This is a genomic window from Variovorax monticola, from assembly GCF_051216855.1.
In the GTDB taxonomy this organism is placed as follows: domain Bacteria; phylum Pseudomonadota; class Gammaproteobacteria; order Burkholderiales; family Burkholderiaceae_C; genus Variovorax.
Genome location: NZ_JBPJZP010000003.1, coordinates 450524 through 470578, shown reverse-complemented (window position 1 = coordinate 470578; position 20055 = coordinate 450524). Strand labels below are relative to the sequence as shown.

The 20055-nt window shown below is 66.7% G+C and carries 22 protein-coding genes and 3 tRNA genes; 17 read left to right on the top strand and 8 right to left on the bottom strand.

The features are described 5' to 3' along the window. Positions 1-15: 15 nt before the first annotated feature. A complete protein-coding gene (locus ACSFA5_RS13365) occupies positions 16-909 on the bottom strand; it encodes a LysR family transcriptional regulator (RefSeq protein ID WP_435444519.1) in 894 nt (297 codons plus the stop codon). Positions 910-1047: 138 nt separating this feature from the next. On the opposite strand from ACSFA5_RS13365, the gene ACSFA5_RS13360 reads away from it, so the two are divergent. Beyond that, positions 1048-2067: an aldo/keto reductase gene (locus ACSFA5_RS13360; protein ID WP_435444518.1), complete on the top strand. Its 1020-nt coding sequence runs from the start codon at positions 1048-1050 to the stop codon at positions 2065-2067. A 15-nt stretch (positions 2068-2082) separates the two neighbouring features. Here ACSFA5_RS13360 and ACSFA5_RS13355 read toward each other — a convergent pair whose 3' ends face one another. Next, on the bottom strand, positions 2083-3021 hold the full coding sequence (locus tag ACSFA5_RS13355) for an alpha/beta fold hydrolase (RefSeq protein ID WP_435444517.1): 939 nt from the start codon (positions 3019-3021) through the stop codon (positions 2083-2085). Between the two features lie 125 nt (positions 3022-3146). On the opposite strand from ACSFA5_RS13355, the gene ACSFA5_RS13350 reads away from it, so the two are divergent. From ACSFA5_RS13350 to ACSFA5_RS13335, 4 genes are read left to right on the top strand one after another with little or no spacing between them, the layout of a single operon-like run. Next, positions 3147-4208 (top strand): aldo/keto reductase, encoded by a 1062-nt coding sequence (locus ACSFA5_RS13350; RefSeq protein WP_435444516.1) that lies wholly within the window; start codon positions 3147-3149, stop codon positions 4206-4208. Next, complete coding sequence (locus ACSFA5_RS13345) at positions 4205-4696, top strand: aminoacyl-tRNA deacylase (protein WP_435444515.1); 492 nt, start codon at positions 4205-4207, stop codon at positions 4694-4696. The genes ACSFA5_RS13350 and ACSFA5_RS13345 overlap by 4 nt, the downstream gene beginning before the upstream one ends. Before the next feature lie 44 nt (positions 4697-4740). Then, a complete protein-coding gene (gene plsY, locus ACSFA5_RS13340) occupies positions 4741-5379 on the top strand; it encodes a glycerol-3-phosphate 1-O-acyltransferase PlsY (RefSeq protein ID WP_435444514.1) in 639 nt (212 codons plus the stop codon). 11 nt (positions 5380-5390) lie between these two features. Then, positions 5391-5744, top strand: coding sequence for a RidA family protein (locus ACSFA5_RS13335; RefSeq protein WP_435444513.1), 354 nt, complete (start codon positions 5391-5393; stop codon positions 5742-5744). Between the two features lie 10 nt (positions 5745-5754). On the opposite strand, the gene ACSFA5_RS13330 is transcribed toward ACSFA5_RS13335, so the two are convergent. Both ACSFA5_RS13330 and ACSFA5_RS13325 read right to left on the bottom strand, forming a co-directional pair. Beyond that, positions 5755-6426: a retropepsin-like aspartic protease family protein gene (locus ACSFA5_RS13330; RefSeq protein WP_435444512.1), complete on the bottom strand. Its 672-nt coding sequence runs from the start codon at positions 6424-6426 to the stop codon at positions 5755-5757. A 10-nt stretch (positions 6427-6436) separates the two neighbouring features. After that, positions 6437-6922, bottom strand: a complete 486-nt coding sequence (locus tag ACSFA5_RS13325) for a YajQ family cyclic di-GMP-binding protein (RefSeq protein ID WP_435444511.1) — start codon at positions 6920-6922, stop codon at positions 6437-6439. Positions 6923-6967: 45 nt separating this feature from the next. On the opposite strand from ACSFA5_RS13325, the gene murB reads away from it, so the two are divergent. After that, complete coding sequence (gene murB, locus ACSFA5_RS13320) at positions 6968-8020, top strand: UDP-N-acetylmuramate dehydrogenase (protein WP_435444510.1); 1053 nt, start codon at positions 6968-6970, stop codon at positions 8018-8020. Positions 8021-8047: 27 nt separating this feature from the next. Next, positions 8048-8896: a glycine-rich domain-containing protein gene (locus ACSFA5_RS13315; protein WP_435444509.1), complete on the top strand. Its 849-nt coding sequence runs from the start codon at positions 8048-8050 to the stop codon at positions 8894-8896. 69 nt (positions 8897-8965) lie between these two features. On the opposite strand, the gene argG is transcribed toward ACSFA5_RS13315, so the two are convergent. From argG to ACSFA5_RS13295, 4 genes are all read right to left on the bottom strand, one after another. Beyond that, the gene (gene argG, locus ACSFA5_RS13310) at positions 8966-10306 is read right to left on the bottom strand and encodes an argininosuccinate synthase (protein WP_435444508.1); all 1341 of its coding nucleotides are present in this window, start codon (positions 10304-10306) and stop codon (positions 8966-8968) included. A gap of 30 nt (positions 10307-10336) precedes the next feature. Then, a complete protein-coding gene (ppnP, locus tag ACSFA5_RS13305) occupies positions 10337-10663 on the bottom strand; it encodes a pyrimidine/purine nucleoside phosphorylase (protein WP_435444507.1) in 327 nt (108 codons plus the stop codon). 124 nt (positions 10664-10787) lie between these two features. Then, positions 10788-11417 (bottom strand): hypothetical protein, encoded by a 630-nt coding sequence (locus ACSFA5_RS13300; RefSeq protein WP_435444506.1) that lies wholly within the window; start codon positions 11415-11417, stop codon positions 10788-10790. Between the two features lie 58 nt (positions 11418-11475). Next, complete coding sequence (locus ACSFA5_RS13295) at positions 11476-11829, bottom strand: ArsC family reductase (RefSeq protein ID WP_435444505.1); 354 nt, start codon at positions 11827-11829, stop codon at positions 11476-11478. Positions 11830-11865: 36 nt separating this feature from the next. On the opposite strand from ACSFA5_RS13295, the gene folC reads away from it, so the two are divergent. The 10 genes from folC (at position 11866) to ACSFA5_RS13245 (ending at position 19999) form a co-directional block, all read left to right on the top strand. After that, positions 11866-13173, top strand: coding sequence for a bifunctional tetrahydrofolate synthase/dihydrofolate synthase (folC, locus tag ACSFA5_RS13290; protein ID WP_435444504.1), 1308 nt, complete (start codon positions 11866-11868; stop codon positions 13171-13173). 73 nt (positions 13174-13246) lie between these two features. After that, positions 13247-14095 carry an SPOR domain-containing protein gene (locus ACSFA5_RS13285; RefSeq protein WP_435444503.1) on the top strand — a complete coding sequence of 283 codons (849 nt, stop codon included), beginning with the start codon at positions 13247-13249 and terminating at the stop codon, positions 14093-14095. A 22-nt stretch (positions 14096-14117) separates the two neighbouring features. After that, on the top strand, positions 14118-14603 hold the full coding sequence (locus ACSFA5_RS13280; protein WP_435444502.1) for a CvpA family protein: 486 nt from the start codon (positions 14118-14120) through the stop codon (positions 14601-14603). 12 nt (positions 14604-14615) lie between these two features. Beyond that, a complete protein-coding gene (gene purF / locus ACSFA5_RS13275; protein WP_435444501.1) occupies positions 14616-16118 on the top strand; it encodes an amidophosphoribosyltransferase in 1503 nt (500 codons plus the stop codon). A 7-nt stretch (positions 16119-16125) separates the two neighbouring features. After that, a complete protein-coding gene (locus ACSFA5_RS13270; RefSeq protein WP_435444500.1) occupies positions 16126-17346 on the top strand; it encodes an O-succinylhomoserine sulfhydrylase in 1221 nt (406 codons plus the stop codon). Positions 17347-17355: 9 nt separating this feature from the next. After that, on the top strand, positions 17356-18744 hold the full coding sequence (gltX, locus tag ACSFA5_RS13265) for a glutamate--tRNA ligase (RefSeq protein ID WP_435444499.1): 1389 nt from the start codon (positions 17356-17358) through the stop codon (positions 18742-18744). 34 nt (positions 18745-18778) lie between these two features. Then, positions 18779-18854: transfer RNA gene (locus ACSFA5_RS13260), tRNA-Ala, on the top strand. A 55-nt stretch (positions 18855-18909) separates the two neighbouring features. Then, positions 18910-18985 (top strand) — tRNA-Glu (locus ACSFA5_RS13255). A gap of 70 nt (positions 18986-19055) precedes the next feature. Further along, positions 19056-19132 (top strand) — tRNA-Asp (locus ACSFA5_RS13250). A 465-nt stretch (positions 19133-19597) separates the two neighbouring features. Next, a complete protein-coding gene (locus ACSFA5_RS13245) occupies positions 19598-19999 on the top strand; it encodes an HU family DNA-binding protein (protein ID WP_435444759.1) in 402 nt (133 codons plus the stop codon). Positions 20000-20055 lie beyond the last annotated feature (56 nt).

Sequence of the window (20055 nt, the reverse complement as noted above, 5' to 3'; positions counted from 1 at the left end):
GAATATCGGGCCGCCCTAACCTTCGCGCTTCAGAAAGTCGACGAACGCGCGCAGCGGCGCGGGCATGTGCGTGCGACTCGGGTAGTACACGAACGGGCCCGAAAAGCTTTGCCACCAGTCTTCGAGCACGGGCACCAGCACACCGCGGTCGATGGAGGGGCGCAGGTAGTCGTCGAAGGTGTAGATCAGGCCCAGGCCTGATTCGGCCGCGTGCAGCTCCAGGTCGAACATCGACGCCACCAGCGGGCCCACCGGCGTGATCTTCACGACCTTGCCCTTGCGCACGAAGCCCCAGGCCGCGAGCACGCCGCTCGGAAAGCGGTGGCCGATGCAGGCGTGCCGCAGCAGGTCGGTCGGGTGCTTGGGCGTTCCGTGCTTCGCGAGGTAGGCGGGCGACGCCGCGGCCACGAAGCGCTGCGTGCGCGGGCCCAGCGGCACGGCGATCATGTCGCGCGCAATGCTCTCGTCGTAGCGAATGCCCGCGTCGAAGCCCGCCGCGAGCACGTCGATGAAGGTGTCGTTGGTCGTGATGTCGAGCGTGATGCCCGGGTGCTCCGCTAAAAAGCGGCTGGCCAGCGGCGGCAGCACGCGCTGCGCGACGATGGTCGGCACGTTCAGCCGCAGCGTGCCGGTGGGGCTGTCGCGAAAGCTGTTGAGGGTGTCCAGCGCGCCCGCGATGTCGTCCAGCGCCGGCGAGATGCGGTCGAGCAGGCGCTGGCCGGCCTCGGTGGGCGTGACGCTGCGCGTGGTGCGGTTCAGCAGGCGCATGCCCAGCTGCGCCTCGAGCCGGCGCATGGCCTCGCTGAGCGAGGAGGGCGACACGCCGCGCAGGGCGGCCGCACCGCGGAAGCCGCGCGCCCGCGTCACGGCCACGAAGGCGCCGAGGTCGGAAAGATCGGGATCGGTCATGGCCGGATTGTGCGGTTCGTTGCACAACCTGTGCGGTGCTGGACGGATTATCGAACGCACTACTTCCTTCCAGACTACAGCCATGCCGCGAGCAGAACGCCTGCGGCTCCCACCGAACTTTGCTGAAGGACTCCAGCCATGAACACACGTCAACTCGGCACCAAGGGCATGAACGGCCCCAAGGTTTCCGCCATCGGTCTCGGCTGCATGGGCATGTCGGGCATGTACGGCCCGTCGGACCGCGCGGAAAGCATCGCCACCCTGCACGCCGCGATGGACGCGGGCATCACGCTGCTCGACACCGGCGACTTCTACGGCAACGGGCACAACGAGATGCTGATCGGCGAGGCGCTCAAGGGCCTGAAGGGTTCGCAGCGCGACGCGGCGCTGGTGAGCGTGAAGTTCGGCGCCCTGCGCGACCCGGCCGGCGGCTGGATCGGCTACGACGCGCGGCCCGCGGCGGTGAAGAATTTCGCGACCTATTCGCTGCAGCGCCTGGGCGTGGACCACCTGGACATCTATCGCCCCGCGCGGCTCGACCCGAACGTGCCGATCGAGGACACCGTCGGCGCCATCGCCGATCTGGTGAAGGCGGGCTACGTGCGCCACATCGGCCTGTCGGAAGTGGGCTCGCAGACCATCCGCAAGGCGGCTGCCGTGCACCCGATCAGCGACCTGCAGATCGAGTACTCGCTGATCTCGCGCGGCATAGAGGACGACATCCTCTCGACCTGCCGCGAACTCGGTATCGGCATCACCGCCTACGGCGTGCTGTCGCGCGGGCTCATCAGCGGACACTGGAAGAAAGAAGGCTCGGGCGCGACCGACTTCCGCGCGCACAGCCCGCGCTTCCAGGGCGAGAACGTGGACCGCAACCTGGCGCTGGTCGACGCGCTGCGCAAGATTGCCGACGCCAGGGGCGTGACGGTGGCGCAGATTGCCATTGCATGGGTGGCGGCGCAGGGCGACGACATCGTGCCGCTGGTGGGTGCGCGGCAGCGCTCGCGGCTCGAAGAAGCGCTGGGCTCGCTCGACGTGAAGCTCGGTGCCGACGACCTGGCCGCCATCGAACGCGCGGTTCCGAAGGGCGCCGCCGCCGGCGACCGCTATGCGGCCGCGCAGATGGCGAGCCTCGACAGCGAGGCGGCCCGCGGCTGAACCGGCCGAGCCGCTTCAGCCCGCGATGAAGTCCTCGATCATCCGCGCCACGCGCTGCGGCTGGTCGTGGTGCAGCATGTGGCCCGCGTCTTCCAGCCGCTCGATGCGCGCGGTGGGCACGGACTTCAGCCGCTCGTGGAATTCGTCGAGCGTGTAGCGGTTCTTCCACCAGCCGTGCAGGCTGTCGTCGGAGGCCTCCACCATCAGCAGCGGCGCGGTGATGCGTGCATAGAGCGCGAGCGTCTCGTCGACGCGGAAGATGTGGGCGTTGACGATCTTGTGCGCCGCGTCGCCCAGGATCTGCCAGCGCTCGCCGCCGCCGGGCTGCCCGTGGTTCACCGACCAGTGGCTGGCCAGCCAGTTGGCCTTGTCGGGCGTAAGGCGCGGGTTGGTCTTCATGAGGCGGCGCGCCACACCGTCCACGGCCGGGTAGCCGGCCAGCGCCATTTCGCCGCGGTGCAGGCGCTTGAGCTCGTCGATCCACTGGCCGTAGCGCGTGGGCGCTTCCTCGGGCTTGCGCGCGGGCATGCCGAAGCCTTCGAGGTTGACGAGGCGGCGGATGCGCCCGGGGCGCACGCCGGCGTAGTGCATGGCGACGTTGCCGCCCATGCTGTGGCCGACGAGGTCGATCTGGCGTGCGTTGTCGCCTTCGCCGGCCTCGCCGACGTAGTGGTCGAGCAGCCATTCGAGGTCGGCCAGGTAGTCGGCGAGCCAGTAGTTGTCGACGCCGCCGCCCTCGGTCAGGCCGAAGCCGCGCCAGTCGGGGGCGATGATGAAGCGGTCTTCTTCCATGGCGTCGACCACGAACTGCCACGACGCGGCCACGTCCATCCAGCCGTGCACGAGAACCAGTGGCGGGCGCGCATCGGAGGGCTGCCCCCAGAGGCGCACGTGGTAGCTGAGGTTGCGCACGGGCACGAATTCACTGCGGGAGGGGCGGATGGCTTGGTACATGGCGACCGATGATAAGGAGGCCTTTGTGCCGGCGCAGTCCGCCACACGACAGCCGCGGGGGCGAGTCGCTCGGGTTTAGCGCCGGCGGCCAGCAGCTTGCCGGGGAGGGCGGTAGCATCCCGCGCATGAAAAAGATCCAACTCGGTCAAAGCGACCTGCACGTCACCCCGATCTGCCTCGGCACGATGACCTTCGGCGAACAGGTGGACGAGCCCACCTCCCATGCCATTTTGAGCCGCTCGCTCGAGCGCGGCGTCGATTTCATCGACACCGCCGAGATGTATTCGGTGCCCACCCGCAAGGAAACCTACAGCGTCACCGAGACCATCATCGGCAACTGGTTCGCCGCCAACCCCGGCGCGCGCGAGAAGCTGGTGCTGGCCACCAAGGTGGCCGGCCCCTCGCGCAACATGCCCTGGGTGCGCGAAGGCACTGGCATGACGCCCGCCGACATCGAGGCCTCGTGCAACGCGAGCCTGAAGCGCCTGAAGACCGACGTCATTGACCTGTACCAGATCCACTGGCCCGAGCGCCATGTGCCGGTGTTCGGCGCCATGTACTACGAACCGGCGAAGGAAAGCTCCAAGACCCCGATCCACGACCAGCTCGAGGCGCTGGGCAAGCTGGTGAAGGCGGGCAAGGTGCGCGCCATCGGCCTGTCGAACGAAACCCCGTACGGCGTGCACGAGTTCGTGCGCGTGGCCGAGCAGCACGGCCTGCCGCGCGTGGCCACGGTGCAGAACGTGTACAGCCTGGTGAGCCGAGCCCACGAAAACGGCCTGGACGAGACCATGCACCGCCTGAACGTGTCGCTGCTGGCCTACTCGCCGCTGGCCTTCGGCCTGCTCACGGGCAAGTACGACCAGAGCGGCATCGACGGGCCGGACGCCCCGAAGGGCGCGCGCATCTCGAGCTACGAGTCGGTGCGCAAGCAGCGCTGGGGCAAGCCCGATTCGCTGCGTGCCGCCAGGCGCTACAACCAGCTGGCCCGCGACAACGGCCTGACGCCCACGCAACTGGCGCTGGCCTTCTGCTACACGAAGTGGCAGGTCGCGAGCACCATCATCGGGGTGACCTCGGTGGCGCAGCTGGAGGAAGACCTGGACGCGTACGGCACCACGCTGGCGCCGGAAGTCCTGGCCGAGATCGACAAAATCCGCCTGGAAATCCGCGACCCGGCGGCGTGAGCAAAAAGACGCACGTTTCCGAAACGCCCGCAACGCAGCTGTTGCGGGCGCACAAGGTCGCTTTCACCGAGCATCCCTACGAGTACGTGGAGCACGGCGGCGCGCAGCGTGGCGCCGAGATGCTGGGGCTCGACCCGTTCACCGTCATCAAGACGCTGGTCATGCAGGACCAGGACGCCAAGCCGCTCATCGTGCTGATGCACGGCAACCGCACCGTGTCGACCAAGAACCTGGCACGGCAGATCGGCGCCAAGTCGGTCGAGCCGTGCAAGCCCGAGGTGGCGCAGCGCCACAGCGGCTACATGGTGGGCGGCACCTCGCCCTTCGGCACGCGGCGCGAGATGCCCGTGTACCTAGAGGCGACAGTGCTCGAGCTGCCGCGGATCGTGCTCAACGGCGGGCGGCGCGGCTACCTGATCGGCATCGATCCGCGGGTGTGCGTGGCGCTGCTGGGCGCCACGCCCGTGCAATGTGCGCTGGCAGAATAGCCGGCGCCTGACACGAACCATCTTTCTGCCCGCGGAGTGCCGACTTGAGCTTGACCTTGCCTTCCCTCATCGCCATCGTGGCGTCCTACCTGATCGGTTCGCTGTCTTTCGCGGTCATCGTGAGCAAGGCGCTCGGCATGGCCGACCCGCGCAGCTACGGCAGCAAGAACCCCGGCGCCACCAACGTGCTGCGCTCGGGCAACAAGGGCGCGGCGCTGGCCACGCTGCTGCTCGACGCGCTCAAGGGCTGGGTGCCGGTGTTCCTCGTTCACCAGTTCGGCGCGCAGTGGGGCCTGGGGGCCGGCGTGGCCGCGCTCGCGGGCCTGGCAGCCTTCCTGGGGCACCTGTACCCGGTGTTCTTCGGCTTCCAGGGCGGCAAGGGCGTGGCGACTGCGGCGGGGGTGCTGGTGGGCATCGCGCCCTGGCTGGGGCTGGCGACCGGCGCAACCTGGCTGATCATTGCGGTGTTCTTCCGCTACTCGTCGCTGTCGTCGCTGGCGGCCGCCTTCTTCGCGCCGGCCTACTACCTGATTGGCGGCAACATCGCATGGCCACTCGACCGCACCGTGCTGATTGCGCTCATCATCATGAGCTTGCTGCTGTTCTGGCGGCACCGCGAAAACATCCGCCGGCTCGCGGCCGGCACGGAGTCGAAGCTCGGCGCCAAGAAAAAATCGAACTGAAGGAACACACCATGGCCACCATCACCCGCCACCACGTCGGCCCCCGCCTGTCCGAAACCGCCGTGCACAACGGCACCGTCTATCTTGCAGGCCAGGTGCCCGACGACACCGCGCAAGACATCCGCGGCCAGACCGCGCAGGTGCTCGCCATGGTCGAGCGCCTGCTGGCCGAGGCCGGCAGCGACAAGTCGCGCATTCTCTCGACGCAGATCTTCCTGGCCGACATCGGCGACATCACGGCCATGAACGAGGTGTGGGACGCTTGGATTCCGGCCGGCAACACGCCGCCGCGCGCGACGGTGCAGGCCAAGATGGCCAATGCGGCTTACAAGATCGAGATCGTGGTGACGGCCGCGCAGGCCTGAAACCGGGGCTTCAGAACCGCTTTTCGAGGACCATCTGGTCCGCGTCGCGGCGCATCGAGAAGCGGTTGATGAAGCTGTTGCCCAGCAGGATGTAGGGCATGCCCTGCTGCGACACGATGGCGTCGATGTCGTAGACCTCGACGTCGCCCACCCGCACCGAGTTCAGCCGCAGCATGAAGCCCGGCGCGACGCCATTGGCGGTGTTGATCTGCACGCGCTGGCCCTTGCTGTAGTCGAGCCCGATGCGCTGGGCATCGGCCATCGACAGCGCGACGGTGGTCGCACCCGTGTCGAGCATGAAGGTCACGGGCCGGCCGTTGATGGCGCCCTGCGTCATGAAGTGACCGCGGCTGTCGGCCGACAGCACCACGCGGCTGCCGCCGCCGCCCGTGGCAGCCCCGCCGCCGATGCTGACGGGCGTGTCCATGCGCAGGTTCACTCGCTTGCCTTCGAGCTCGACCACCGCCTGTTCGGCCTGCAGCGACACGAGCTTCACGCCCTGGTAGCTCTCGCCGACCGCCACGGTCTTGGGCGGCTTGCCGTTCACGATCAGGATCGCGCGGCTGCCGATGGTGCCGGTCAGGGTGACCGAGCCGGCGGCGTGCGCCACGGCGGCGGCAGCCATCAGCTGCGCTGCAACTGCCGCAAGCAGCAGCCGCTTTGCCGCAGCGTGTGTCTTCATGTAGCGGGATTCAGTCGCGGAAGTTGTTGAAGGACAGTGGCATGTCGGGCACGTCCTTCTTGATGAGGGCCATGGCGGCCTGCAGGTCGTCGCGCTTGGCGCCGGTGATGCGCACCGCGTCGCCCTGGATCGCGGCCTGCACCTTGAGCTTGCTGTCCTTGACGATGCGGGTGATCTTCTTGGCCTGCTCGCTCTCGATGCCGCTCTTGACCTTGATGACCTGCTTGACCTTGTCGCCGCCCATCTTCTGGACGTCGCCCTTGTCGAGAAAGCGCACGTCGACGCTGCGCTTGATGAGCTTGGCGCGCAGGATGTCTTCGACCTGCACGAGCTGGAACTCGGCGTCACCGATCATGGTGATCTCCTTGTCCTTGAGATCGACCGCGGCGGCGGTGCCCTTGAAATCGAAGCGCGTGCCGATTTCCTTGGCGGTGTTCTCGACCGCGTTCTTCACTTCGGGCAGGTTGGGCTCGCAGACGGTATCGAAAGACGGCATGGACTCTCTCCTGAATTCACTGGTGCTGGATGCGACAATTCTCCCATGATCGTGGAGTCCAATGTCCCGCTGCAGCCCTACAACAGCTTCGGCATCGTCGCGCGTGCGCAGCACCTGGTGCGCATTGCCGAAGAGGCCGACCTGGCCGCGTTGCGCGCCGACGCGCAGTGGCGTGCAGTGCCGCGTTTCGTGCTGGGAGGCGGCAGCAACATCGTCATTACCGGGGACGTCAAGCAACTGGTGCTGAAGGTCGAGATCAAGGGTCTGCGGCTGGTCGAGGAGACCGATCGCGCCTGGATCGTCGAGGCCGGTGCCGGCGAAGTCTGGCACGACGCGGTCGAATGGATGGTGCGCAACGGCTATAGCGGCCTCGAAAACCTGGCGCTCATTCCCGGCACGGTGGGCGGTGCACCGGTGCAGAACATCGGCGCCTACGGGGTCGAACTGCAGGACCGCTTCGAGTCGCTCGACGCCTACGACCTGGAAACGGGCCGCAGCTTCACGCTCGACGCCGCGCAGTGCGCCTTCGGCTACCGCGATTCGGTGTTCAAGCACGTGCGCAGCGGGCCGAACGACTTCGGCCTGGCCGGCCGCGCGGTCATCACCCGAGTGCGCTTTCGCCTGCCCAAGCCGTGGAAGGCCGTGGTCGGCTACTTCGACCTGGAACGCAAGATGGAAGAAGCCGGCAACTTCACGCCGAGCGCGCAGGACGTGTTCGATTGGATCTGCGCCATCCGCCGCGCCAAGCTGCCCGACTGGCGCGTGCTGGGCAACGCAGGCAGCTTCTTCAAGAACCCTACGGTCACGCCCGAGCAGTGCGCCGACATCATCGCGCGCGACCCCAAGATCGTGCACTACCCGATGGACGACGGCAGCATCAAGCTGGCAGCGGGCTGGCTCATCGACGCCTGCGGCTGGAAGGGCAAGTCGGTGGGCAATGCCGGCGTGTACGAGCGGCAGGCGCTGGTGCTGGTGAACCGCGGCGGCCGCGAGAACCCGGTGACAGGCGGCGAGGTGATGACCCTGGCCAAGGCCATCCAGACCAGCGTGTACGAGCGCTTCGGCATCCGGCTGGAGCCGGAGCCGGTGGTGGTCTGACGCCCTCTCCTTGATCATCCCGCCGGCATGGATTTCGACTTCCTGCAGCTGAACTTTCGTCGGCGCATCGGTGCACTGGTGTGGGCCAGGCGCGCGGTGCCATTCCTTGCGCTGCTGGCCGTGTTCCTGAGCTCGCACCGCTTGGGCGTGGTGGTGGCGGTGATTGCGGTGGCGGTGCTGTTCTCGGCGGTGCTCAAGTTCCTGGAGACCAGCCTGCGGCGCCAGTTCATCCGCGAGGCGCGCCTGCCGCCGTTTCTCATCGGCAAGCTGCGCGAGGCGCACCCGCAACTCAGCCGGCGCGACGCCGAACTGGTGCTGCGCGGCCTGCGCCAGTTCTTCATGGCGCACCTGCGCAGCGACCGCAAGTTCGTCGCCATGCCTTCCAGGGTGGTCGACACGGCGTGGCACGAATTCATCCTGCACACGCAGGGCTACCAGAACTGGTGCAAGGCGGCCTTCGGCGGCATGCTGCATCACAGCCCGGCCGAGGTGCTGGGCAAGGACCCCAAGCGCAACGACGGCCTGCGCCGCAGCTGGTACTGGGCCTGCAAGGAAGAAAGCATCGACCCGCGCAACCCGGCGCGGCTGCCGCTGCTGTTTGCGCTGGACGTCAAGTTCGCGATTGCCGGCGGCTTTCACTACGTGCCCGACTGCCGCGCGGTGGAGCGCTATATCGGCTCGGACGCCCAGTGCGGCACCAGCTTCGGCGAATCGTCGTCGTCCGACGGGGGAAGTTCGGGCGATGCGGGGGGTTTCGGGGGCAGCGAGTCGGGCAGCAGCAGCGACGGCGGGGGCGGTTCGAGCGACGGCGGTGGATCGAGTGGCGATTCTTCCGGCTGTGGCGGTGGTTGCGGCGGCGGGGGTGGCGGAGACTGATCTTCGCCGGCGCCATGGAAAACGGGCCCCGCGGGGCCCGTTGTCGTTGACGCTGAAATCAGCGCTCGATCAGCTGTCCTGGCCGTCGTTGGTCAGCTTGGGCAGCGAGGCGCCTTCGCTCGACGACAGCAGGCCGACGCGGGTGTAGATCGCCAGCTTCTCGCGCGTATCGACGATGTCGAGGTTGCGCATGGTGAGCTGGCCGATGCGGTCCAGCGGCGTGAACGCGCCTTCGACCTTTTCCATGCTCAGGCGCTCGGGCTTGTACGTGAGGTTGGCCGACTCGGTGTTCATGATCGAGTAGTCGTTGCCGCGGCGCAGTTCGACCGTCACTTCGCCGGTGATGGCGCGCGCCACCCAGCGTTGCGCCGTCTCGCGCAGCATGATGGCCTGCGGGTCGAACCAGCGGCCCTGGTACAGCAGGCGGCCGAGCTTGCGGCCGTTGTCGCGGTACTGCTCGATCGTGTCTTCGTTGTGAATGCCCGTGATCAGGCGCTCGTAGGCGATGAACAGCAGCGCCAGGCCCGGGGCCTCGTAGATGCCGCGGCTCTTGGCCTCGATGATGCGGTTTTCGATCTGGTCGCTCATGCCCAGGCCGTGGCGCCCGCCGATGCGGTTGGCTTCGAGGATCAGCTCGACCAGGTTCGCGTAGCGCACGCCGTTCAGCGCCACGGGCACGCCTTCTTCGAAGCGCACCGACACCGTTTCGCGCTTGACTTCGACCTCGTCCTTCCAGAAGGCCACGCCCATGATGGGCTGCACGATCTGGATGCCGCTGTTCAGGTGCTCGAGGTCCTTGGCTTCGTGCGTGGCGCCGAGCATGTTCGAGTCGGTCGAGTAGGCCTTCTCGGACGACATCTTGTAGGCGAAGCCGGCCTTCTGCATGAACTCGGACATCTCGGTGCGGCCGCCGAGTTCGTCGATGAACACCTGGTCGAGCCAGGGCTTGTAGATCTTCAGGTTCGGGTTGGTCAGCAGGCCGTAGCGATAGAAGCGCTCGATGTCGTTGCCCTTGTAGGTGCTGCCGTCGCCCCAGATGTGGACGTCGTCTTCCTTCATGGCCGACACCAGCATGGTGCCCGTCACCGCGCGGCCCAGCGGCGTGGTGTTGAAGTAGGTCACGCCGGCGGTGGTGACGTGGAAGGCGCCGGCCTGCAGCGCGGCGATGCCTTCGTTGGCCAGCTGAACGCGGCAGTCGATCAGGCGGGCGTTCTCGGCGCCGTAGAGCATCGCCTTGCGCGGGATCTCGTCGTAGTCGGGCTCGTCGGGCTGGCCGAGGTTGGCGGTGTAGGCGTAGGGAATGGCGCCCTTGTTGCGCATCCAGTGGAGCGCCGCGCTGGTGTCCAGGCCGCCCGAGAAGGCGATGCCGACCTTCTGGCCGGCGGGAACGTTTTGGAGGATGGTCGACATGTCGGGGGTTCCGGTTCGCGGGTTCGCGGTTCAGCCGAAGTGGCAGATGTAGCTGTAGGGCTCGCCGCTCACGCGGATCTGGAAGCTGGAGTTGCCGGGAATGCTGAACTTCTGGCCGGGGCCGGAGGCGACCCATTCGGTGGTGCCCGCGAGCTGGTATTCGCAAGCGCCGCCGGCGCCTTCCATGATTTCAGGCGCGGCGGTGTTGAAGGTGAGGGTGGACGGCAGGATCACGCCGACCGATTTCTTGGTGCCGTCCGCCAGCGTGAGGTTGTGGCTTACGCACTTGCCGTCGAAGTACACATTGGCCTTGGTGGCCACTGTGGCGCTGTGGATTGAGTCGGTAGTCGTCGTCATTGGGTGGTGCCGGCGCCATGGCGGTCGGCATATCGAGGACGCACCGCACCGGCGGCGCACCCGTCAAGGGTTGGAAAGTCCTCGATTTTAGGGGCTCGGCCGGCCAGTGCGGCCGGCCGCTGGCTCAACGGTGCCAGCCGCCGCCGCGATAGCCGCCGTACCCGCGATAGCCGCCATAGCCTCCGCGGTAATAGCCGCCACCTCCCCAGCCGCGCGAGTAGCCCAGGTTCAGCGAAATGCCGACCGGTGCGTAGGCGTAAGGGGCAGCGTACGGGTAGCCGTAGGCATAGCCGGGGTCCACATAGACCGGGGCGGGGGCGTACACCGGCGCCGGGCGCACATAGACGGGAGGCGGGCCGCCCGCGCCGACCACCACGCCAGGCTCGGGCACCACGTTGTCCCAAGGCGAACCGCCGGACTGCTGCGGATAGCCGCGGTTGCTCGCTTCCACCGGGTAGGTCTGCACCTGCGCTTGCGGCGCCACCGCCGAGGTCGTCACGCCGTAGCCGCTGGCCTGGATCGGGATGGTGGCGCCGGGCCGGCTGTTCATGCGGGTGGTGTACTGCTGCCCGTTGTATTCGTAGGTGACGTTGTAGCTGACGTCGCTGCCGGTGGTTTCACGGATCGGGGTGGCCGAAATCACCCGGGCCTGGGCGACTTGGCCCTGTTGCTGGGCATGCACGAGGCCGGTGCCCGCCGCGAGTGCGCCGGCCACGGAAAGGCCGGCGAGGGTGCGAAAAGCGAGTTTGTTCATGGTGTGTCTCTCCTGCGGATGGCGGTTGGAGGCGCTTCGACCGGGCGGGTTCCGGGGTTTACACGGCGTTGACAGCCCAGGCGTCGGCGTCGAATCCGGTGGTGACGGCTTTTTTCGGGCCCCAGTCGACCACGGGGCGCTTGATCAGGCTCGGATTGGCCAGCAGCACCGGGCGGGCAGACGCAGCGTCGACCACGGCCTCGCGGGCCGCTTCGTCCAGCTTGCGCCAGGTGGTGCCCTTGCGATTGACCAAGGCCTCCCAGCCGGGCTGCTTCAGCCACCGGTCGAGCGCGGCCTCGGGCACGCCCTGTTTCTTGAAATCGTGGAAGGTGTAGGCGACGCCGTGTTCGTCGAGCCAGGTGCGGGCGCGCTTGACGGTGTCGCAGTTCGGGATGCCGTAGAGGGTTGTCATGGACGCCATGATGCCGCGATCGGCGGGTCGGCGACAATGCCGGCCTCCATGGAAACCCTTAACGACTGGCTCGCTCGCGCCGAGCAACTCCATCCCAAGAACATCGAGCTCGGGCTCGAGCGCGCCAAAGAGATGGCCCAGCGCCTCGGCCTGCGCTTCGACTGCCCCGTCATCACGGTGGCGGGCACCAACGGCAAGGGCTCGACCTGCGCCATGCTCGATTCGATCCTGACGCACGCGGGCTACCGCACGGCGGTGTTCACCTCGCCCCACCTGGTGCGCTTCGAGGAGCGGCTGCGGCTCAAGGGTGAGGCCGTCGACGCTGCCAAATTGATAGCAAGCTTCGAAGTGGTGGAAAGGGCAAGGGGCGAATTGAACCTCACCTATTTCGAGTTCACGACGCTCGGCATCCTGCACTGCATGATAGAGGAAAAGCCCGACGTGGCGATCCTCGAAGTTGGCCTGGGCGGGCGGCTCGACGCGGTCAACATCATCGACGCCGACTGCGCGGTCATCACCAGCATCGACCTGGACCACATGGACTACCTCGGGCCCGACCGCGAGAGCATCGGCTTCGAAAAGGCCGGCATCCTGCGTGCCGGCAAGCCCGCCATCGTGAGCGATCCGATGCCGCCGCAAAGCGTGATCGACCATGCCAACGCCATCGGCGCCGACCTGTGGCGCTTCGGCACGGACTTCAACGTGTCGGGCGACAAGCAGCAGTGGGGCTGGTCGGGGCGCGGGCGGCGCTACAGCGGGCTGGCCTATCCGGCGCTGCGCGGCGCCAACCAGCTCATCAATGCGGCGGGCGTGCTCGCGGCGCTCGAAGCGGTGCGGCCCCAGTTGCCGATCACCGCACAGGCCGTGCGCAACGGGCTGGCCATGGTCGAGCTGCCGGGCCGCTTCCAGATCGTGCCGGGCGAGCCCGCGCTGGTGCTCGACGTGGCGCACAACGCACATGCCGTGGCCGCGCTGGCCGAGAACCTCGACGCCATGGGTTTCTACCCGACCACGCACGGCGTGTTCGGTGTCATGGCGGACAAAGACCTCGCGCCGATCCTGGCGCGCATCGGGCCGCTGATCGACCGCTGGTACTTCACCGATCTGCCCACGCCGCGCGCGGCCACGGGCGCCGATCTGCTGGCCGCGTGGCAGGCGCAGAACACGCGCGCGGATGCCTCCGGCAGCGTGCATGCGGGCCCGATGGACGCGTTGCGCGCAGCCATCGAGCGCGCGGACCCCGCTGATAGAATCGTCGTCTTCGGATCGTTCTTCACCGTGGGTGGCGTGCTCGAAAACGGCACCCCCCGCCTGCAAGGCAAACACCTGCTGCCGGGCGGCTGATCGCCCGGCTGTCCACACACCCATCCGGCACCATCGGTCACACCTCGCTGCACTCCTCCAGGGATCGAACTTCATGGCGTTTTTCAAGTTCCGCACGCGCGGCCCACAAGGCAACGAAGGACGCAGCGCACCGGCTGCCGTGCCGGCGGAAAGTGTCGAATCCATGCGTCGGCGTGCGCGCCACCGGTTGCTTGGCGCCGCGGTGCTGGTGCTGCTTGGCGTGATTGGCTTTCCGCTGCTGTTCGACACCCAGCCGCGCCCCGTGTCGGTCGACATTCCGATCGAGATTCCCGACCGCAACAAGGTCAAGCCGCTGCCCGTGCCTGCCGCGCCTGCGCCCGCGACGAGCACTGCCCCGGCCGCGCCCGACAACGCATCGCGCGTGGCGTCGGCCGGCGGCATGATCACCGAGTCCGCCGACGGCACCGTGATCGACACCGGCAAGCCGGTCGCCAGCACGCCCGCTCCGGCCGCCCCGGTGGAACGCAAGCCCGACCCCAAGCCGGAACCGAAACCGGAACCGAAGCCCGAACACAAGCCTGACCCCAAACCCGAGCCCAAGCCCAAGCCTGAACCGAAGCCCAAGCCGGCGGCCACTGCGGACGACGGCGCGCGTGCCCGTGCGCTGCTCGAAGGCAAGCCCGCTACCGCTACCGCTGCCGCCGCCGCACCCAAGGCCAGCGACGATGCCGCCGGCCGCTTCGTGGTGCAGGTCGGCGCATTCGCCGATGCGGACAAGGCGCGCGAAGTGCGCCAGAAGCTCGAGCGGGCCGGCCTGAAGACCTATGTGCATGTGGCCAAGACGGCCGACGGCGAGCGCACGCGTGTGCGTGTCGGCCCGTTCGCCTCGCGTGCCGAAGCCGACCGCGCCGCCGAGAAGGTCAAGGGCTTGTCTTTGGCGGCCGCGATCCTCACGTTGTAAGCCAGCGTCACCGCCTGTCGCCGTGGCCTTGCTCGACTGGATTGCCGTCGCGCTCATCGGGGTGTCGATGCTCCTCGGCCTGATGCGCGGGCTGGTGTTCGAAGTGATTTCGCTGATCGGCTGGGTGGCCGCCTTCATCGCCGCCCAGTGGCTGGCTTCCGGTGTGGCGGCATGGTTGCCGTTCGGCGATCCGCAGGCGGCATGGCGCTATCCGCTGGCCTTCGTGCTGGTGTTCGTGGCCGTGGCGTTCGGCGTGGGCCTGGTGGCTGCGCTGACGCGCAAGTTGATCACGGTCGTGGGTCTGCGGCCGGTGGACCGGATTTTGGGAGCGGCGTTCGGCGCGGCGCGGGGTGCGGTAGCCCTGCTCGTGCTGGCCGTTGTTGTTCATTTGCTGGTGTTGAGCGACAGTGCCTGGTGGCACGAATCGCGCAGCGCCGTTGTTCTCGATGCGGCATTGCAGGGCCTGAAACCCGCGCTGCCTGAAAAGTTGGCAAGCTACCTGCCCTGAGAGGAATCGTTCATGTGTGGAATCGTCGGCGTTGTCAGCAACGCACCCGTCAACCAACTGCTCTATGACGCACTGCTGCTGCTGCAGCATCGCGGCCAGGATGCGGCTGGCATCGTCACCTTGCTCGAGCGCAAGTTCTTCATGCACAAGGCCAAGGGCATGGTGCGCGACGTGTTCCGCACGCGCAACATGCGCGGCTTGCCGGGCAACGTGGGACTGGGCCAGGTCCGCTACCCGACCGCCGGCAATGCGTACAGCGAGGAAGAGGCGCAGCCCTTCTACGTGAACGCGCCCTTCGGCATCGTGCTGGTGCACAACGGCAACCTGACCAACGCGCACAGCCTGCGCGCGGAGCTGTTCTCCACCGACCACCGCCACACCAACACCGAGAGCGACTCCGAAGTGCTGCTCAACGTGCTGGCGCACGAACTGGAGCGCTCCTCGCGCGGCGTGCCGCTGCACCCGGCCGAGGTGTTCGCTGCGGTCAAGAACATGTACAAGCGCCTGCGCGGCTCGTACGCCGTGGTGTCGCTGATCGCCGGCCACGGCCTGCTCGCCTTTCGCGACCCGTACGGCATTCGCCCGCTGTGCATGGGGCGCAGCGCCGACGGCAACGTGATGGTGGCCAGCGAATCGGTCGCGCTCGAAGGCTCGGGCCATGTGTTCGAGCGCGACATCGCGCCGGGCGAGGCGGTGTTCATCGACCTCGAGGGCAAGGTGCATTCGATGCAGTGCGCCGAATCGCCGTCGCTCAACCCCTGCATCTTCGAGTTCGTGTACCTCGCGCGGCCCGACTCGGTGCTCGACGGCATCTCGGTCTACCAGGCGCGCCTGAACCTGGGCGAAACACTGGCCAAGCGCGTGGTGTCCACCGTGCCGCCGAACCAGATCGATGTGATCATTCCCATCCCCGAGTCGAGCCGCCCGAGCGCCACGCAACTCGCGCACCTGCTGGGCGTGCCGTACCGCGAAGGCTTCGTGAAGAACCGCTACGTGGGCCGCACCTTCATCATGCCGGGGCAGGGCGTGCGCAAGAAATCGGTGCGCCAGAAGCTCAACGTGATTGCCAGCGAGTTCAAGGGCCGCAACGTGCTCCTGGTCGACGACTCGATCGTGCGCGGCACCACCAGCCAGGAAATCGTGCAGATGGCGCGCGACGCCGGCGCCCGCAAGGTCTACCTGGCCAGCGCCGCGCCGCCGGTGCGCTACCCCAACGTCTACGGCATCGACATGCCGACCAAGGGCGAACTGGTGGCGCACGACCGCACCATCGAAGAAATTCGCCAGCTGATCGGTTGCGACGCGCTGATCTACCAGGACGTCGACGCCATGAAGCGCGCCATCGGCTCGCTCAACCCGAAGCTCGACGGCTTCGACGCCTCTTGCTTCGACGGCGTGTACGTGACCGGCGACATCGACACCGAAGCCATCTCGCGCATGAACGGCAACCGTCCCCGCATCGAAGAGACCGAAGAAGACTCTTCGCGCCTCGCGCTGCCCAACTTCAGCGAGTGATGTCGACGTGACCGACGAACGAACCCTGCCGCCCGGCCTGCACCGCGACACGCTCGCGCTGCGCAGCGGGCTGGCGCCCAGCCAGTACGGTGAGCATTCCGAAGCGCTGTTCCTCACGAGCGGCTTCGTGCAGCCCGACGCCGAAACCTCGGCGCGCCGCTTTGCGGGCACCGAGGCGGGCTTCACGTATTCGCGCACGTCCAACCCCACGGTGGCGAGCTTCGAGCAGCGCCTGGCGGCGCTCGAAGGCACCGAGGCCGCCATCGGCGCCTCGACCGGCATGGGCGCGATCCTCATGATGTGCATGGGCCTGCTGAAGGCCGGCGACCACGTGATCTGCTCGCGCTCGGTCTTCGGCTCCACGCTGAACCTGTTCGGCAAGGAGTTCGCCAAGTTCGGCGTGGAGACCACTTTCGTGTCGCAGACCGACGTGGCCGAATGGAAGGCCGCGCTGAAGCCCAACACCAGGCTGCTGTTCGCCGAAACGCCGACCAATCCGCTCACCGAGGTGTGCGACATCCGGGCGCTGGCCGACCTGGCGCATGGCGCGGGCGCGCTGCTGGCGGTCGACAACTGCTTCTGCACGCCGATCCTGCAGCGCCCCACCGAACTGGGTGCCGACCTCGTCATTCATTCGGGCACCAAGTACCTCGACGGCCAGGGCCGCGTGATGGCCGGCGCGATCTGCGGGCCGGCCAAGCTCATCGTCGACGTGTTCGGCCCCGTGGTGCGCACCGCCGGCATGGCGCTGTCGCCGTTCAATGCATGGGTCGTGCTCAAGGGCATGGAAACGCTGGGCATCCGCATGCAGGCCCAATGCGCGAATGCGCTGGCTGTGGCGAAATGGCTGGAGACGCAGCCCGGCGTGGCACGCGTGCACTACCCGGGCCTGGCTTCGCACCCGCAGCACGAACTGGCCATGCGCCAGCAGTCGGGGCAGGGCGGGGCGGTGGTGTCTTTCGACGTGGTCGGCAACGACCCGGAGACGGCGCGCGCCAATGCCTTCCACGTGATCAACAGCACGCGCGTGGTCAGCATCGCCACCAACCTCGGCGACACCAAGTCCATCATCACGCACCCCGGCACCACGTCGCACGGGCGGCTCACCGAAGCGCAGCGCCAGGCTGCGGGCATCGGCCAGGGGCTGATCCGTTTCGCGGTCGGCCTCGAGTACATCGACGACATCACGGCCGACCTCGCGCGTGGCCTGAGCACCCTGAATTCCTGAATCGACCCCATGACCGGCAAAGTTAGAACCCGCATCGCACCGTCACCCACCGGTTTTCTCCACCTGGGCACGGCCCGCACCGCGCTTTATTCGTGGGCCTATGCACGCCACTACGGCGGCGAGTTCGTGCTGCGCATCGAAGACACCGACGTGGCCCGCTCCACGCAGGATTCGACCGACCAGATCCTGGCGTCGATGCACTGGCTCGGCCTGGACTACGACGAAGGCCCGATCTACCAGATGCAGCGCCTGGAGCGCTACCGCGAAGTGATTGCGCAGATGCTCGCGGCAGGCACGGCCTACCACTGCTATTGCACACCCGCCGAGCTCGACGCCATGCGCGAAGCGCAACGCGAGCGCGGCGAGAAGACCCTGTACGACCGCCGCTGGCGCCCCCAGCCGGGCAAGGTGCTGCCGCCCGTGCCCGAAGGCGTGCCGCCGGTGGTGCGCTTCTGCAATCCGCCCGAAGGCGACGTGACGTGGAACGACCTCGTCAAGGGCGAGATCACCATCAACAACCGCGAGATCGACGACCTCATCATCCTGCGGCCCGACGGTGTGCCGACCTACAACTTCGCAGTGGTGGTCGACGACTGGGACATGAACATCACGCACGTGTTCCGCGGCGACGAGCACATCAACAACACGCCCTGGCAGATCAACATCTTCCGCGCGCTCGGTGCGCCGTTGCCCGAGTTCGGCCATGTGCCGGTGATCCTTGGCGACGACGGACAAAAGCTGTCCAAGCGCCGCGGGGCCGTGAGCGTCACTGCCTACGAAGAAAACGGCTACCTGCCCGAAGCGATGCTGAACTACCTCGCGCGCCTGGGCTGGAGCCACGGCGACGACGAGCTCTTCACACGCGAGCAGATGGTGAGCTGGTTCGACGGCACGCACCTCTCTAAGAGCCCAGCGCAATGGGACGCGGCAAAGCTGGCGTGGGTCAATGCGCAGTACATCAAGGCAAAGAGCGGCGACGAGCTTGCGCCGCTGGTGGCTGCGCAGCTGCAAAAGCGCGGCATCGTGGCCGATGAGCGCCTGCCTGCGATTTGCACGCTCTTCAAGGACCGTTGCGACACCACCGTGGCCATCGCCGACTGGGCCGCATCGTTCTACGCAGACATCACGGTGTCCGAAGCCGACCGCGCACAGCACATCACCGAGGCCGTTAAGCCTGCGATTGCAACATTGACAGAAAAATTGATGACGGCGACCTGGGATAAGGCCTCGATCGCAGTTATGATCAAGGAAGTGCTCGCAGCGCACAGCATGAAAATGCCGATGCTTGCGATGCCAGTACGTGTGCTTGTGATGGGAACATCGCAGACACCGTCCCTCGATGCAGTCCTCGAGATTTTTTCCAAAGAAAAAGTTATCGAAAGATTGAAAAAGGCCTGATAAGCGGGCTATAATTCGAGGCTCGACACCCACAGGGGGTATAGCTCAGCTGGGAGAGCGCTTGCATGGCATGCAAGAGGTCATCGGTTCGATCCCGTTTACCTCCACCATAAAGTGTCGAGAGAAGAAGATAAGTGCTGATCTCAGCACGGTTCCTAAGGTTTTGACCCTATCGTCTAGAGGCCTAGGACACCACCCTTTCACGGTGGCTACCGGGGTTCGAATCCCCGTAGGGTCGCCAGTTTCACGCAAGTGATTCAGGCACAAGTGGCAACACTTGGCTCGGTAAAACGAGTGAAAGTTGTCTACCAGGAGTGGTAGTTCAGTTGGTTAGAATACCGGCCTGTCACGCCGGGGGTCGCGGGTTCGAGTCCCGTCCGCTCCGCCAGTTCCGACAAGGGTTAGCAGATTCGTCTGCTAACCCTTTTGTCTTTTCGGAATCGGCTGTTGGCGATCGCGACGATCGGCAACGCATCCTCCTGATTTTCTTTTGACCGTCATGTCCGCAAGCAGCCGTATTAATGCGGCCGCCGTTGGATGAGGCGCGGGCGGTCCGCGATTCATTTGCCTACTTTGGTTGGCGCCTTAACTCGATGCTTGTGGCGATGCCCTCGAAGCACCGCCGACGAGACGAACCGCGCACGAAGGCCCCGCGTGCAAAGGAGCTTTCCCTCCTTGCCATGTGTCCGAAAACGCCCACGAAACACCCGCTGAATGCTTCATCGATACCACTTTAAGTGGCTGCGTTACATAGGCCTTCTCGCAGTCGAATAAACTCCGCCCCGCTTGCAGCTTGTATTCGTGCTGCGCCGCCATAGGCAACATGGCGAAATTAAACCTATTAGGAACTCAGTTGAACCGCATCGAACTCGTCGAAAAAATCGCAATCGCCCACAACGTCAGCAAGGCAGAAGCCGCTCGCATCCTCGAGACCATCACCGGCTCGATCGTTGCCGCAGTGAAGAAGGGTGACCCCGTGCAGATCGTCGGCTTCGGCACTTTCAAGCAAGTCGCGCGTGCCGCACGTTCGGGCTTCAACCCCAGCGCCGGTACCAAGATCAAGATCGCCGCGCAGAAGGTGCCGAAGTTCGTGCCGGGCGCCGCCTTCAAGGCCGCCGTCGACCCGAAGGCTGCCAAGCGCAAGGCCGACAAGGCCGTGGTCGCGAAGCCGGCCGCCAAGCCGGCTGCCAAGAAGGCCGTGCCTGCCAAGAAGGCAGCAGCACCCGCCAAGAAGGCCGCTGCCAAGAAGAAGTAAGCGATGCGCCGCGGCCCCCGTGGCCGCGCATGCACCCAATGAAAACGGCCCTTTCG